The sequence below is a fragment of the Idiomarina sp. A28L genome (assembly GCF_000218785.1).
GTDB lineage: Bacteria > Pseudomonadota > Gammaproteobacteria > Enterobacterales > Alteromonadaceae > Aliidiomarina.
Window position 1 is genome coordinate 212,409 of sequence record NZ_AFPO01000012.1, and the last position, 13,629, is coordinate 226,037.

Here is a 13,629-nt window from a genome sequence, read left to right on the forward strand (position 1 = left end):
GCTAAAGCTGAGCCTGTTGGGGTTCTATCAACCAACTACTTTTTCGCTAGTTACTGCAAATAATTCACCTTTACCGGTAGCAAACGCGGTTACATTCCCCAGTGTTGTATCGGCAATGTTGGCAAGTGCTTCGCGAGTGAAGAAACCTTGGTGTCCGGTAATGAGAACGTTGGGAAAGGTAAGTAGGCGCATGAAAATATCGTCCTGAATTACTTCTGATGATAAATCCGAAAAGAATAAATCGCCCTCTTCTTCATACACATCGAGCCCCAACGCGCCGAGTTGGCCGGTTTTTAATGCTTCGATAGCAGCCTTAGTATCTACCATTTTTCCGCGGCTAGTATTAATCAACATTACCCCGCGTTTACACGCAGCCAAAACCTCGGCATTAATCAAATGATGTGTTTCAGGGGTTAGCGGGCAATGCAGCGAAATAATATCTGAATTTTTAATAAGCTCGGCAAACTCTACAATGCGGAAACTTTTGCGCACCTCACGGTTTGCTTCGGGGTCGATAATAAGCACCTCACAGCCCATAGCTTGCATAATCTTGGCGAAAATCTCACCAATTTTACCAGCACCCACCACACCTATAGTTTTACCCGCAAGATCAAAACCCAATAGGCCATCGAGTGCAAAATTGCCTTCGCGCACACGGTTAAACGCTCGGTGGGTTTTGCGGTTTAAGGTAAGAATAAGCGCTAATGCATGCTCTGCAACCGCATGTGGCGAATATGCCGGAACCCGCGCAATGCGAATACCCAACTCTTCAGCCGCTGCGAGATCAACGTTATTGAAGCCTGCGCAACGCAACACAATAAGTTGAGTGCCTCCGGCTTTTAAAAGTTTCAGCACTTTATGATTTACTTCATCGTTTACAAACACACACACCGCAGCCGAGCCCTCGGCCAAAGCAGCGGTGTTTACACTTAAAGGCACCGCAAAAAAAGTGATATTATGGCTATGCTCTGCGTTTGCGTGATTAAAGGATGCTTGATCGTAAGGTTTGCTGCTAAAAAATGCGATTTCCATTGAAGATCCCCTTTGCTGGCCTATTCGTAAACGCTTTTGCTTGCCTGAACTATTCAGTTTAGCAAAGAATAAAATTGTTGAGATGAAGGCGCCGCATTAACTCGGTACACTGGTGATGCCTATGTAATTTTTCCTAGATTCAACTAATAACGCATTCATTCAGTATAGCGCTGCAATCAGATAAAAAGTTGACCGTAATCAATGTCGCACAACACTATAGAAGAAAACCAACGCGCCCAACCCTTAAACCACCTATCGTCGGTGTGGTTATTCGGCTATGGCTCGTTAATTTACAAAGCTGATTTCCCTTATTTGCAACGCCGCCCCGCGCGCATTCATGGGTGGCAACGGCGATTCTGGCAAGGTTCACACGATCATCGGGGAACACCAGAAAACCCGGGCCGCGTGGCCACCTTAATTGAAACGCCCGAGCATAGCTGTGCCGGTATGGCCTACAAAGTAACACCCGATGTATTTGCACACTTAGATCACCGCGAGAAAAATGGCTATCTGCGGTTTTTTACCGAATTTGAATGGCTCGATGGCAACGGTTCAGTAGAAGGCTTAGTATATGTGGCTGGCCCCGATAACGAAGCCTTCTTGGGTGAAGCCAATGAAACCGAAATTGCCGCTCATATTGCGCGCAGCGAAGGCCCAAGCGGCCAGAATAGTGAATATTTGCTGAAGCTTGCGGCGGCGCTGCGTGAGCTTGATGAACACGATGAGCATGTGTTTGCCATAGAGCGAGCACTGCTGGCATCTGATAGCGCTTGAATTATATCGGCTAATTCGCCGTTTTGTTGGTTTCCAACCGGTAAACGTTTTTACTGAGAATAACGATAAGAGAGAACCCCTAGTGCATCGATTTAATACTTTTTTAGTTAGCTTTTTAATCGGTTTATGTGTTTTGGCTCCCAGCTCCGCAAATGCCGATCAGGTAAGTTTTCAAGACGTTCTCGATCGCTCAACCGCCTCACCCGATACCATTATTCGTTATGGTGCTGCCGAACCTCAATTCATTGAACTTTATCTACCCGCCGGTGTTCAAGAGCCAGCACCTCTGGTAGTTTTTGTGCATGGCGGTTGCTGGTTGAACAGCTTTGATGTGGAGCACGGCCGAGGCCTAGCTGAGGGTGTGCGCAATGCCGGCTTTGCGGTGGCGCTCGTGGAATACCGCAGGCTTGATGATGAAGGTGGCGGCTGGCCGGGATCGCTGAACGATATTACCAATGCCGTTACTGTTCTAGCTGAAGCTACAAACCCCGATTATAACGCTGAAAATATTTCGCTTGTGGGGCACAGCGCAGGCGGGCACCTAGCATTGTTAGCTAGCCAGCCCGAACGAGGTTTACCAATTCGAGCCGTAATTGGCTTAGCAGCTATCACCGATATCGAACAATACGCAATGGGTGAAAGCGGCTGTGAAAAATCAGCTGCCCGGTTTTTAGCTACTTCGCCAGGCGATGAACAAACAATGAACCCTGCGAAACAAGCACGCCATTCGAATATTATTTTACTACAAGGCGATGCCGATACTATTGTTGGCAGCGAACAAATGCAGCTTGAGAACGCCGAGGTAATCGCAATTGAAGGCGCGGGCCATTTTGATGTAATTCATCCGGGCACCGAAGCATTTTCAACACTCATTTCGGTATTGCAGCAGTTGCACATAAGAGAACAGAGGTAAGCATGTTAACTACCCAAAATAGCGCGAAGCATTCTTTAGATTTAAGCGATCCACTTGCGAAGCTACGAAATGAATTTCATATTCCCGCCGATACTATTTACCTCGATGGCAACTCTTTGGGCCTATTAAGCCATGGCGTGCAAGAGCGTGTTGCACGCACCTTGCAGCAAGAATGGGGCAACGATGTAATCACCAGCTGGAACAAACACAACTGGATCAACCTGCCCCTTATCGTTGGCGATAAAATCGGCCGTTTAATTGGAGCGCCAGCCGGCCACACGGTGTGCTGCGATTCAACCTCAATTAACCTTTTCAAAGTATTAAGTGCCGCTTTGCAAATAAACCATGGCCGCACTGAAGTGCTTTCTACCGAGGATAATTTCCCTACCGATTTATATATGGTTCAGGGCTTGCACAAGCTTTTAGGCGAACGCTGTACTTTGCGCTTAGTGCCTGAAAATGAGCTGCTCGATTCAATTACCAGCGAAACTGCCGTGGTGTTGGCAACCGAGGTGAATTTTCGCACCGGCCGCCGCTTACCGCTTGCTGAGCTGAGCCAAAAAGCGCGCGAACAGGGTGCGCTTTCTATCATTGATTTAGCCCACAGCGCAGGGGCAATGCCCGTAGCTTTACTCGAAAACCATATCGATTTCGCCGTGGGCTGCACCTATAAATACATGAACGCAGGCCCAGGTGCGCCCGCGTTTTTGTATGTTGCCCCGCGCCACCTGGAAGAGCACAGCAAGCCACTTCAGCCGCTTTTTGGGTGGCTTGGCCATGCAGAGCCCTTTGCGTTTTCGGTAGATTACGCGCCAGCCCAAGGCATTCGCCAGTTCATTACTGGCACGCCGCCGATATTGGCGCTGGCTGCAGTAGATGCAGCACTAGATATATTCGAGGGTGTGGATATGGCCGATGTGCGGGATAAATCGGTTGGTTTAAGCAAATATTGGCTCGAACGCATGGCAGCAGAAGGCCTACTAGAGCATATGCCAAGTATTTCGCCAAGTGATGCAGCAGAACGCGGAAGCCAATTGGCATTTGAGCATGAACATGCTTTTGCGATTTGCCAAGCACTGATTGCTGAAGGCGTAATTGCCGATTTCCGCGCACCAAAATACCTGCGCATCGGTTTTTCGCCGTTGTACAACAGCTATGCCGAAATAGAAAAAGCTGTGGCAGCGTTAGCCGTTATCGTGCACGAACGCCATTACCAGCGTGCCGAGTTTCAGCAGCGGGGAGCAGTAACCTAAAAACCTAGAGTTATAATGAAGTAACCCCAGTAGCTACATTTTAGCTCTTGTATAAAAAAAGCCGCGCTATTGCGCGGCTTATCTTTATGTAATCTTCATTAACGGTTATTCATCACCGTCGTCGTCATCGTTATCATCTTCGGTTTCAAGCTCAGCTTCTAACACCATAATGAAGCTGCTTTCTCTCCATACGCCTTCAACTTCAATAACACTTCCGATGCTGAGCGCTGCGATAAATTCTTCAACCGTTACGTCTTGGTCGTTAATTTCAAGCTCACTCTGATCATTGAAACGCAGTTCATTGCCAACCACAAAAACAAAGTTTCCTTCGATAGATTCAACACTTCCTTTGAACTCTACTTTACCGAGCTTATTTCTATCTTCGCTACTACCGCCAAAAGTTTCAATTTCTACTTCCTTGGCCACTAGAACGCCAGCTTCATATTCGCCTTCAACTTCAACCAAAAGAACGGGTGATTCTTCTACCAAAGTTAAAAATTCCGCTAAGGTAATACGATCTTCTTCGGTATCAAAGTGTGTTCCGTCGGTGAAAGTTACAGCAACACCGGCAACACTCATACCCGCTTCAGTTACGTTTAGCGCAGCGCCTTTAATCTCACCCTCAAGATCATCTTCATCGATACGCTCAATTTTCAGCACGATAAAATCACCAGCATCGTTCTCTGCTGAATAAACTTTCAGCCAATCGCTAGCTTGTATTTTATCAAAGTTAAACTGACGATCATCGAGCTCAGAATCATCTTCATATTGTGTGTTCTGATTTACAGTAAATACCAACCCGTTCACTGTAACGTTGCGTGTTTCATAGTTGATATCGGTAACTTGCCCTTCAGTTTTTGTTTCAGTTTTTTGAGCCTTAAACTCTATCTCAGTAGCTATCAACTGATTATCTACGTATTCACCTTCAACCTTAACAATCACACCATTTGCTAAGTTTTCAATGGTTCCATCATCGTATTCAGTTTCATCATTCACAACTACTGTGAAACGATTTAAAGAAAAACTACCGGCTTCTTCATCGTAATCTCTAACAATACCTGCAACTTTCACTTCATCAATATCGTTATCAATGTCGTTATCGTCTTTATTTTCTATACTCTCAGCAATAAGCGTTAGGGTATCGGCATCGAATTCACTACCTTCTACCTTTACAAACAGGCCGTCGATGAGGTCATCAATGCTCATATCATCAAACTCAGCACTGTTATAATCAATGGTGAGTGCGTTGATTGAAAATGTTCCGGCACTTGTATCAAGCGAGGCAACTTCACCTCTAACTTTAATTTCTTGATCGTCTTCAAGCTCGATTAATGTTGCGTAAAAATCACCGTTTTCATCTGGGTAACCACTCACTTCAATGAAATCATTCACTGACAGCGTATCTAGATTTGTGTCATCAAATTTAGTTAAATCGTTGTAAACAATACGTTGGCCAAGCACCGTAATTACTTGAGCGGCTTTATCGATAAAACTAATAGGGCCTTGTAGATGCTCTTCATAGCGAATCTCTGAGGCTTCCGGGTCATCATCATCGTCGTCTGAGCTGGAGGCTGAAACTTGTACAACCATACCCACTTTAAGTTGAGCTTCATCGGCCGCTGGAGTGCCACCAATAGAAATAATTGCGTTCCCAGAACGATAGCGCTGACCATTAACATAAACACTACCAAAGCCCGTGATCACGCCCTCAGACACTGTGGTTGTTGTAGTTGGTGAATCACCACCACCAGCATTGGGATCTGGAATTGAAGTTTCATCTGAAGAGCTGCTTCCACATGCGCTCAGCGCAGCAGATAACGCGAGTACAATAAGGGGTTTTGAGAAACGCATAAGATACTACCTCGTGTTGAAAAATGTTGAGCCGCATCCCTGCTAGTTAAAATACTAGACTTGCTGTTAATAAATTCAAATGTAGATTAAATAAAGTTAGTTGTAAATGCTAATTCTTCCATAAATCTTAACTTGATCTTTACATAACCTCACAGATTAACTAATCTCGTATCGCCTGTTATTCAGCTCAGTTTGCAATTATTCATCATCAGTGCGCGCGATCACTTCGAACTCCCCATCCATGGTTTCATGAACGGTAAGCTCAATCGGTTGGCAACAGATTTGGCAATCAACAATTTGCGCTTGCCCAACATCGTTAGCCGCATCGATTTCCAGCGCATTCGGGGCCATACAATACGGGCAAGAAAACTCAGATTCGTAACTTAATGACATACCGCAACTCCTAGGCCATTGGCGCACGCTTTTCGGGGAATAATGCACCGGTAACATATCGTAGATGGAAGCATATAAATAAGCAATTAAGCAAACAATCAAAAGGAATTACGGCTAATGGATACTGAAAAGTTACGTAGCTTGCACAAATTAAAAGAAGAAGGGGTTTTGAGTGAAGATGAGTTTCAAGCAGAAAAGCACAAACTCTTAAACGAACCTTCTACTCGAGCAACTTCGCAAGCACTTACAACTGACGAAGATCGTCGTCAATACGCGATGTTTATCCACCTATCGTTATTGCTCGGTCTCGCCTTTCCTTGGATTGGTTTAATTATACCGATTGTGCTTTGGCTCGTAAGAAGAGAAGACGAATATATTGATAAGCACGGCCGCGTTGTTGCTAACTGGCTAATCAGCTCAATTATTTACTCAATTGTTGGCTTCATTTTGTTGGTTGTTATTATCGGTTTCGGCGTTTTACTTGCCTTAGCGGTTTGCCACATTATCTTTGCAATTGTTGGCGCGATTAAAGCAAAAGATGGCGAACTCTGGCATTACCCATTGAGTATTAAGTTTTTTCGCGTTTAATTTTCTGAATTCGGATAAAGCATCAGTATGGGCTAACAGAGCACCTCATATGAAGTGCTCTTAGCCCTCAACCAAAGGTATTTCTGCTGTTGCTTTTCTGATGATTTCATTGCTTACCCTCCTGAAGTTGCGGCCTGTAGTACCAGTACCTCAAAAATTTCTCAGCAAAAATAATGATGCCCGCAAAAAAACTCTTGACCCCTTTGATTACATATGTAATCAATATATAAACTACAAGTGTAATCGGAGATTGGTGTCATGGTTGAAGTCAGCAACGCAGAGCTACGTGTAATGCAAGTTTTGTGGCAGCGATCGCCACAAACAGCACAAGAGATCGTTGGTCAGTTACAGCAAGATTTTGATTGGCACGAAAAAACCATCAAAACCATGCTGAGCCGCCTCACTCAAAAAAATGCACTAACATACACACAGCAGGGGCGGAGCTACCTATATTCGCCGGCAATCTCTGAAAAAGCATATCAGGAAAAAGCCAGTAAGAGTTTTGTGCAACGGCTATTTTCCGGAAACGTAACTCCACTTGTCGCCCACTTTGCCGAAAAAGGTGAGCTGAGCGATAAGGATATTTCCGAGCTGAAAGCGTTAATCGAAAAGCTCGAGGATCGCCAGCATGATTAATTCACTAACGACAAGCCTTTGGCTCATGGCTATTACCTGTGCTGTACTACTCCTTTTACGCGCCCCCGTATTGCGTTATCTCGGTTCTCGTATTCAATATAGCTTGTGGTTCGCTGTTCCTCTGGCTTCAATACTTCCGTGGCTTCCAAGTTTGCCCGCAACGAGCGGTATAACAACCCAGTTCACCGTAACCCCGGGTATCGTGCAAAACGCTGATACCTTTATCGCCTCGCAATCATACCTGTGGCTTTGGGTATGGATGGCTGGCGTTGCGAGCTTACTGGTGTGGATGCTGATCACAACCTTCTCATTTTATCGCAGCTTAGATCGTGCTCAGTGTGTTAAAGAGATTTCTGATTTTCCGCTAAAAGCATACCGTTTCAGCGCTATTCACTCGCCCGCGATTATTGGTTTAATTCGGCCGAGCTTATTGCTGCCCACTGATTTTGAGGAACGATATAGCGAACGCCAACAAGCATTAATCATCGCCCACGAGCGTTCACACTGGCATCGAGGCGACCTCCAATTCAATTTACTGGCTTATGTTTTACTCGCAATCAATTGGTTTAACCCGATCGCTTGGCTGGCTTACCGAAGCTATCGTCAGGATCAGGAATTGGCTTGCGATGCCTTAGTTATTGAACGCTATCCGCACGACACTAAAACTTATGCCGAAGCACTTCTCGTAAGTTCTTTAGCATTTTCTAAGGACCGGAAAGTTGCCGTGCAGTTTGGCACACCGCACCTTAATCACTATGGAGCACACCCTATGAAACAACGTTTAAAATACCTCACTAATCAACATGGCTACAGCTATGTGCCACTCCTTGCCGTATTCGCAGTCGCGGCAGCGGCATGGCTGTTCCTCATGAACTCAGCAACAGCAAACCAACTTTTTGAGGGCAAATCGAACACCATAGAACATTCCACGCCTCCCGCCATTGTTCGTGTTCTTCCTTTATACCCAGAGGCTGCAACAGAGCAAGGTTTAGAGGGAACGGTTGAGCTGCGTTTTGACATCACGCATGCGGGTACAACATCGAACATCTGGATAGAAATCACAGGATCGGATGAAATATTTCATGATGCCGCTGTAAATGCATTAAAGCACTGGCGCTTTAGTCCAGAATATGTCGGGGAAGACTACGGCATAGCGTTTACTTTTGAGCGGGAGTAGATATTTATTAAGATAAAGTACGCGCGGCAGTTAGTGCTCACTCCAATATTGAGCTACCGGCTGTTCGCGCGCCTATTTATGCCAAGGATATGCCAAGCATGTACCAAGCATGTACCAAGCATGTACCAAGCATGTACCAAGCAAGGTCAGGCATTTAATACACTCAGGGCTTAATGCACGTGGTGTTCGCGCCGAGCCTCAATTTGTGAAGCAGGGAGTACGCTACCAAGGATTGGCTCTAACGCATCTTGAATTTTCGGAATCAAAACGCGAAATTCCGCCAACAGCTGCGCTTCGGTAACTTCATCATCAAAAACTAAAATCACCTTTAAGCTTTGCGGAAAGCGTTGATAATTCACCTCATGAGTAAGCCACACAAAGCCGCTATCAGTATGCTTAGCTTCCTCGCAAACAATCGTTAGTTTACGAATAATTTCATTGTCGATTTTCTTGTCTGATTTACGCATGGTTACTCAATGCTTTAGAACTGCTTTTGCTGTATTTATTCATATTTCTTTCTGCGATCACGGCGGAGCTTTGTTATTCCCATTGATTTTGCTGTAACTTGAGCAACAGAGCTTTCAATGGATTCGCGCAATCCCTGCAATAGTTGAACCTCATTCGACTGTTTAAGATATTCCATAATACCATCCGCTAACTGCTCAATAATTTCGCGAGCGTTGCGAATTCGATATCCCTTACCTTCGGCCAAACGGAGCAAGGTTGCAGTATCAGGAAACGCCTTACCGTTTGCCAATTTTAAGGCCATCTTATTGTCGATGGTATCGTAAATGAGTGTGTGAGTAATATCGAACGGCGGCGATAGAAAAATATCGTTCATGTTGGCAGTGTATTGCAGTGCAAAGTTCTTTAAATGCGCATCTCCGTTGCCAATTAAGCAATTAAACACGAGGTAAGAATACAATTTTTCGACTTCAATTTGGCTCCTAGTATATATGAGCGTTGCTTGCAGGAGTGCTTCATAACTTCCCGAGTATTTCGCATCTGGGTCGTTAGGCTTTTTCATCAACGTAGTGAAATCTTCATACCCCAACCGAACACCAGCATCGGTGCTATCGAATCGCTCAACCACGTAATGTTCTAAGTTTTTAGATAAATAGGTTTTTGGTGGCTCAAGCCCACACCAACGTGCCGCCTCCATGCAAACAAACTCATTCACCGTTAACAACGGAAACTCTGCATCAAAGGTTTTAACAATGATATCCCGTTGTTCAACCGTTCGCTCTGTTGTAACCTCGCTATGAGGCACGCTCACCTTCGGCTGAACACCGGCCAAAGAGTTACGTAAATAGTACTTTTCCAAAAGCTGGGGAAATAAAGGGCTAGCGCTGCTGTACGACAAAATATCATCAAGCGCTACGGGCTCCAACTCAGGCAAACAGATATCACTTTGGTAAGACAACGCTCCAATGCCCTGATCACCTTGCAGCGCGAGCAAATACATATCATCTACCTTGGCATAACGGGCGAGCTTTTCCGCAATAAAACGGCGATTAAACCCCTCGGGCAAGTTTTGTGAAAATATCGGATGCAATGCGCCAGAAGAATATCCGTCAAGCCCCTTCCGGGTCATGGTGAGCGATACATGTAGCGCTTCCTGAGTGGGCTGAAAATGATGGGCAGACCCATGTGTTAACAAGCCAGCTTCAATATCACCAACACACACAGTGATATTGCTAACTTGACTAGGCAATTCTAGCTTTTTACTCTCGGTGTTGCTCATGCATCGTCCTCTGTGAAAAGAGTATCAAGCTCATCCCAATCCGGTAAACGATGCTTCTTATCTGACACCTCCAACTGCAAACCAACCGCATCTAAAACACGCTCAAGAATATCGAACGACCCCGTAAAACGGCCATTTTCAATTTCAGAGATCGTCGATTTGTGGATACCAGTAAGCCCTGATAGTGCTTGCTGAGTATAACCAAGCGATTTTCTGTTTGCGCGTATCGCATTGCCTATTTGAATTCGAGTTGCCATTTCATCGCCCTAATGTTCGCTCATTAGCAAACATAGTAGCCTATTATTTATTTAATTGCTATATGGCGAACTTTTGTTGTGATTGTTGAATTAGGTTAAACTAAGAGATTGCAGTATAATAACTAAACAGTGAGGCGTAATTGCTTCAGTAGTCGTTAACTATCGATTTAAAGGCGGAGAAGTGCTAAAGCCAAAAATCATTGTTCCTCAACGCTTTCTTCATCAGCAACTGATAACGCCAGGAGCGGAGTTTGGAGTGCTGTGCTGGAATACGCAAAAGCTTACCCAAACGTTAAAATTTCAACTCGCACTTTCGCGTTTACTAGAAGAATTCCCAAGCTTATTTTTATTGTTGCAAGAAGCAAAACTAGCCTCCAACAAAGATTGGCATTTGCCCCACTGGTCGTATGCATTAGCACCGAATATGCAAACCAACCGTTCACATTATGGCGTTTTAACCGCCAGCCAATACGCATTTACCGAAGCGCAGCCACTCCTTTCTCACCATCGGGAAGGCATGTTCACTACTCATAAAAGCTACATGCTATCGTATCACCCAATCTCGGATGAACAATCACTTTTAATCGTGAATGTGCACGCCATTAATTTTGTTCGAACAAACCATTTTTTGCGTGAGCTCGAGCTACTGAAAGCAGAGCTTTTACACCATGAAGGGCCACTTATCGTGGCTGGCGATTTTAACGTGTGGAATCGGCAACGGCGTTTACACTTGCTCCGGTTTTGCCGCAGCGTAGGCTTACGCCAAGCCAACATGTTCGATGCCCAGCACATTAAAACCTACCGACAAAACCCACTCGATTTCATTTTCTATCGCGATCTCGGGCTAAAAGAGGCAACGGCCATCGACACAACCACCGTTTCTGACCATAACCCCATTTATGCGCGGTTCGTGTTATAAATTACTGATCATAGGCAAACACCACGCCGCTGCCAGTGAAGCATTGGCGCGGGTGTTGCATTGACATTTGGCTACTCGAGGCTCTTGTAGGCGTCGAGGTTATTTACCTGCTCTAAATGAATAATCGAGGAACAAAAATGCGAAAGCTATTACTACTACCCCTCTTTAGCTTAAGTTTGTGCACGCCTGCGTTGGCTCAATCTAAAGCCGATTTCGAGCAGCTTGAGCCAACGCTCGAGCGCTTTTTAGAAGGCGCTAGCGCCAACGATGCGGAAATACACGACGCCTTCTGGCACGCAGATCTCACTTACACCAGCTCAAGCGGTAACCGATTTGGCAAGCAAGAACTGATGGAGGGTGTTATTAGCGCCGGCCCCACCGAACCGGTTGAAGGCTATTCGCAAATATACAGCGCTGAAAACTTTAGCTATAAAACGTTCGGTGATTTGGTAGTTATCAATTTCGTTCTCGTATCAGAAACCGAGAGCAATGCCGGCTATGGCCGAGAAGAGTTCTACAACAGCGGCGTTATGCTATGGCAAGATGGCCGCTGGCAGGCAATCAATTGGCATGCCACGCGGCGTATAGAGTAGCCTAGCGGCTACTTCATGTTCTGGATGTAACAAACCCGGCGGGGCTTCAAAATGCAGATGTGGCCGCTGCCAAAGCCACTTTTTCAATTCGATTTCATTCAAAGCCATTGCTTACCTTCAGCGCAGTTCGAGAGTGAGCCGATCAATCATATATTCGGCTCACGCGACGAGCCAAATAATGAATGGAACTGCCTCATTGTGCAAATAGCGCTGAGTTGCTTGCTCGTTTAGTACAATCTTTAATCGCTACGCCACAACTGATTTTCTTCGTGTTTTTTTAACGAGGCTCCATTTTATGCAATATCACGACAAAAAGTGTCGCGGTTCTCAACCTTATCCTTTATTTGTTAAAATGCCAGCCTGAAATTAATGATGGAAAAACGTCTATGGCTCAGCTCGGTAGGAACGACCCATGCCCTTGCGGTAGTGATAAAAAATTCAAAAAATGCTGCATGAATAGCGTTGGCAACCAAACCAATGAAATTCGTGATGCGCTCGAGCAAACGGTTGCAATGAATCCGAATTTGTCCATCGATGAGCTTAATTTAGTGGCCGAGCGCATGATGAACGACCGGAATAACAATCCTGTTAACGACTTTTGTGGTATTTCACCCAACCTAATGCAGAACTGGCTTTATGCGCCGTTCAATGCGCTGCAGGGAATTAAAATCAATGCGCCTACAGACTTCAGCACCAGCCCCGTAATGCGTTACTTGGAACTGATGATTAACGCGGCTATGGAAAACAACGGTAAATTTAAAGCGACATCGAAAGGGAATTTACCCACTTTTATCGTGAAACAAGCCACCGAGCTTTGGCCAGAATTGCTTACATCCGATTACCCCACGCATATCAGTATCAGTGAATTCGCGGGTGCAAACGAAGACAAGTTCAACGCCCTGCACTACACTCGAATTATCGCAGAGTTAGCAGGCATTATTTACCGCCGTGGTGGCTACTTTTATGTGAAAAAAGACGCCCAAAAGCAGTTCTTAAAACATGGGATAGGCGCCTTCTTTATGCCAATGCTGGAGGTTACAGTTAGTCGCTACAACTGGGCGTACTTCGATAGCTACGGTGAACACATAAGCATACGCCTATTTTGGGTGTTTATGCTTTGGCGCATCCAAAAACACCGATCTCTGAACCAGTTAGCCACAGAAACCGCCACCGCGTTTCCAGATATTTTTGCTCAAATTCCACAATCACAATATACCACCGTTGAACGCACATTCAGCCATATCATCGAGATTCGTTTTATCGCGCGCTTCTTGCAGTATTGGGGCTTTTCGAAAGCCTCCCCTGGGCGTTATAGCCCAGAAGTAGAAACGCCTTACAGCGTGGAACTGCAACCCATATTTGCACAAACCTTTGTGTTTGAGGTTTAGCCACGTATTACCGAAAAGGCTTAGAAGAGGAGTTGGAGCTTAAACACATTTGAATGCGACGCATGCCGACGCACCCTGCCGGCTTAAGGATTGGTGACTGCTACGATTTTT

At 45.4% G+C, this 13,629-nt stretch carries 15 protein-coding genes; 9 read left to right on the forward strand and 6 right to left on the reverse strand.

Translation table 11 applies throughout. The annotated features are described in order from the left end of the window. Nucleotides 1-27: 27 nt before the first annotated feature. Nucleotides 28-1,032 (reverse strand): 2-hydroxyacid dehydrogenase, encoded by a 1,005-nt coding sequence (locus tag A28LD_RS05560; protein ID WP_007420091.1) that lies wholly within the window; start codon nucleotides 1,030-1,032, stop codon nucleotides 28-30. Nucleotides 1,033-1,233: 201 nt separating this feature from the next. Here A28LD_RS05560 and A28LD_RS05565 point away from each other — a divergent pair, with 201 nt between their 5' ends. The 3 genes from A28LD_RS05565 to kynU all read left to right on the forward strand — a co-directional run bounded on the left by A28LD_RS05565 (nucleotide 1,234) and on the right by kynU (nucleotide 3,972). After that, nucleotides 1,234-1,806, forward strand: coding sequence for a gamma-glutamylcyclotransferase (locus A28LD_RS05565; protein WP_007420092.1), 573 nt, complete (start codon nucleotides 1,234-1,236; stop codon nucleotides 1,804-1,806). Nucleotides 1,807-1,939: 133 nt separating this feature from the next. After that, a complete protein-coding gene (locus A28LD_RS05570) occupies nucleotides 1,940-2,719 on the forward strand; it encodes an alpha/beta hydrolase (protein WP_158091783.1) in 780 nt (259 codons plus the stop codon). 2 nt (nucleotides 2,720-2,721) lie between these two features. After that, nucleotides 2,722-3,972: a kynureninase gene (gene kynU, locus A28LD_RS05575; protein ID WP_007420094.1), complete on the forward strand. Its 1,251-nt coding sequence runs from the start codon at nucleotides 2,722-2,724 to the stop codon at nucleotides 3,970-3,972. Nucleotides 3,973-4,077: 105 nt separating this feature from the next. Here kynU and A28LD_RS05580 read toward each other — a convergent pair whose 3' ends face one another. Continuing rightward, nucleotides 4,078-5,823, reverse strand: a complete 1,746-nt coding sequence (locus A28LD_RS05580; protein WP_007420095.1) for a DUF5666 domain-containing protein — start codon at nucleotides 5,821-5,823, stop codon at nucleotides 4,078-4,080. A 198-nt stretch (nucleotides 5,824-6,021) separates the two neighbouring features. Beyond that, nucleotides 6,022-6,216 carry a CPXCG motif-containing cysteine-rich protein gene (locus A28LD_RS05585; RefSeq protein ID WP_007420096.1) on the reverse strand — a complete coding sequence of 65 codons (195 nt, stop codon included), beginning with the start codon at nucleotides 6,214-6,216 and terminating at the stop codon, nucleotides 6,022-6,024. A gap of 117 nt (nucleotides 6,217-6,333) precedes the next feature. Here A28LD_RS05585 and A28LD_RS05590 point away from each other — a divergent pair, with 117 nt between their 5' ends. The 3 genes from A28LD_RS05590 to A28LD_RS11930 all read left to right on the forward strand — a co-directional run bounded on the left by A28LD_RS05590 (nucleotide 6,334) and on the right by A28LD_RS11930 (nucleotide 8,617). Beyond that, nucleotides 6,334-6,804 (forward strand): DUF4870 domain-containing protein, encoded by a 471-nt coding sequence (locus A28LD_RS05590; RefSeq protein ID WP_007420097.1) that lies wholly within the window; start codon nucleotides 6,334-6,336, stop codon nucleotides 6,802-6,804. Nucleotides 6,805-7,062: 258 nt separating this feature from the next. Further along, nucleotides 7,063-7,440: a BlaI/MecI/CopY family transcriptional regulator gene (locus A28LD_RS05595; RefSeq protein WP_007420098.1), complete on the forward strand. Its 378-nt coding sequence runs from the start codon at nucleotides 7,063-7,065 to the stop codon at nucleotides 7,438-7,440. A gap of 25 nt (nucleotides 7,441-7,465) precedes the next feature. Next, nucleotides 7,466-8,617, forward strand: a complete 1,152-nt coding sequence (locus tag A28LD_RS11930; RefSeq protein WP_237704249.1) for a TonB family protein — start codon at nucleotides 7,466-7,468, stop codon at nucleotides 8,615-8,617. A 170-nt stretch (nucleotides 8,618-8,787) separates the two neighbouring features. Here the strand turns inward: A28LD_RS11930 and A28LD_RS05605 are convergent, their stop codons facing one another. From A28LD_RS05605 to A28LD_RS05615, 3 genes are read right to left on the reverse strand one after another with little or no spacing between them, the layout of a single operon-like run. Continuing rightward, entirely contained in the window at nucleotides 8,788-9,084 is a 297-nt protein-coding gene (locus A28LD_RS05605; RefSeq protein ID WP_007420100.1) for a hypothetical protein, read from the reverse strand. Nucleotides 9,085-9,119: 35 nt separating this feature from the next. After that, nucleotides 9,120-10,361, reverse strand: coding sequence for a type II toxin-antitoxin system HipA family toxin (locus A28LD_RS05610; protein ID WP_007420101.1), 1,242 nt, complete (start codon nucleotides 10,359-10,361; stop codon nucleotides 9,120-9,122). After that, the gene (locus A28LD_RS05615) at nucleotides 10,358-10,618 is read right to left on the reverse strand and encodes a helix-turn-helix domain-containing protein (RefSeq protein WP_007420102.1); all 261 of its coding nucleotides are present in this window, start codon (nucleotides 10,616-10,618) and stop codon (nucleotides 10,358-10,360) included. The genes A28LD_RS05610 and A28LD_RS05615 overlap by 4 nt, the downstream gene beginning before the upstream one ends. A 181-nt stretch (nucleotides 10,619-10,799) precedes the next feature. Between A28LD_RS05615 and A28LD_RS05620 the strand changes: the two genes are divergently transcribed. From A28LD_RS05620 to A28LD_RS05635, 3 genes are all read left to right on the forward strand, one after another. Continuing rightward, complete coding sequence (locus A28LD_RS05620) at nucleotides 10,800-11,537, forward strand: endonuclease/exonuclease/phosphatase family protein (protein WP_040487044.1); 738 nt, start codon at nucleotides 10,800-10,802, stop codon at nucleotides 11,535-11,537. A gap of 137 nt (nucleotides 11,538-11,674) precedes the next feature. Further along, nucleotides 11,675-12,130, forward strand: a complete 456-nt coding sequence (locus A28LD_RS05625) for a nuclear transport factor 2 family protein (protein ID WP_007420104.1) — start codon at nucleotides 11,675-11,677, stop codon at nucleotides 12,128-12,130. Between the two features lie 386 nt (nucleotides 12,131-12,516). Beyond that, complete coding sequence (locus tag A28LD_RS05635; RefSeq protein WP_007420105.1) at nucleotides 12,517-13,518, forward strand: SEC-C metal-binding domain-containing protein; 1,002 nt, start codon at nucleotides 12,517-12,519, stop codon at nucleotides 13,516-13,518. Nucleotides 13,519-13,629 lie beyond the last annotated feature (111 nt).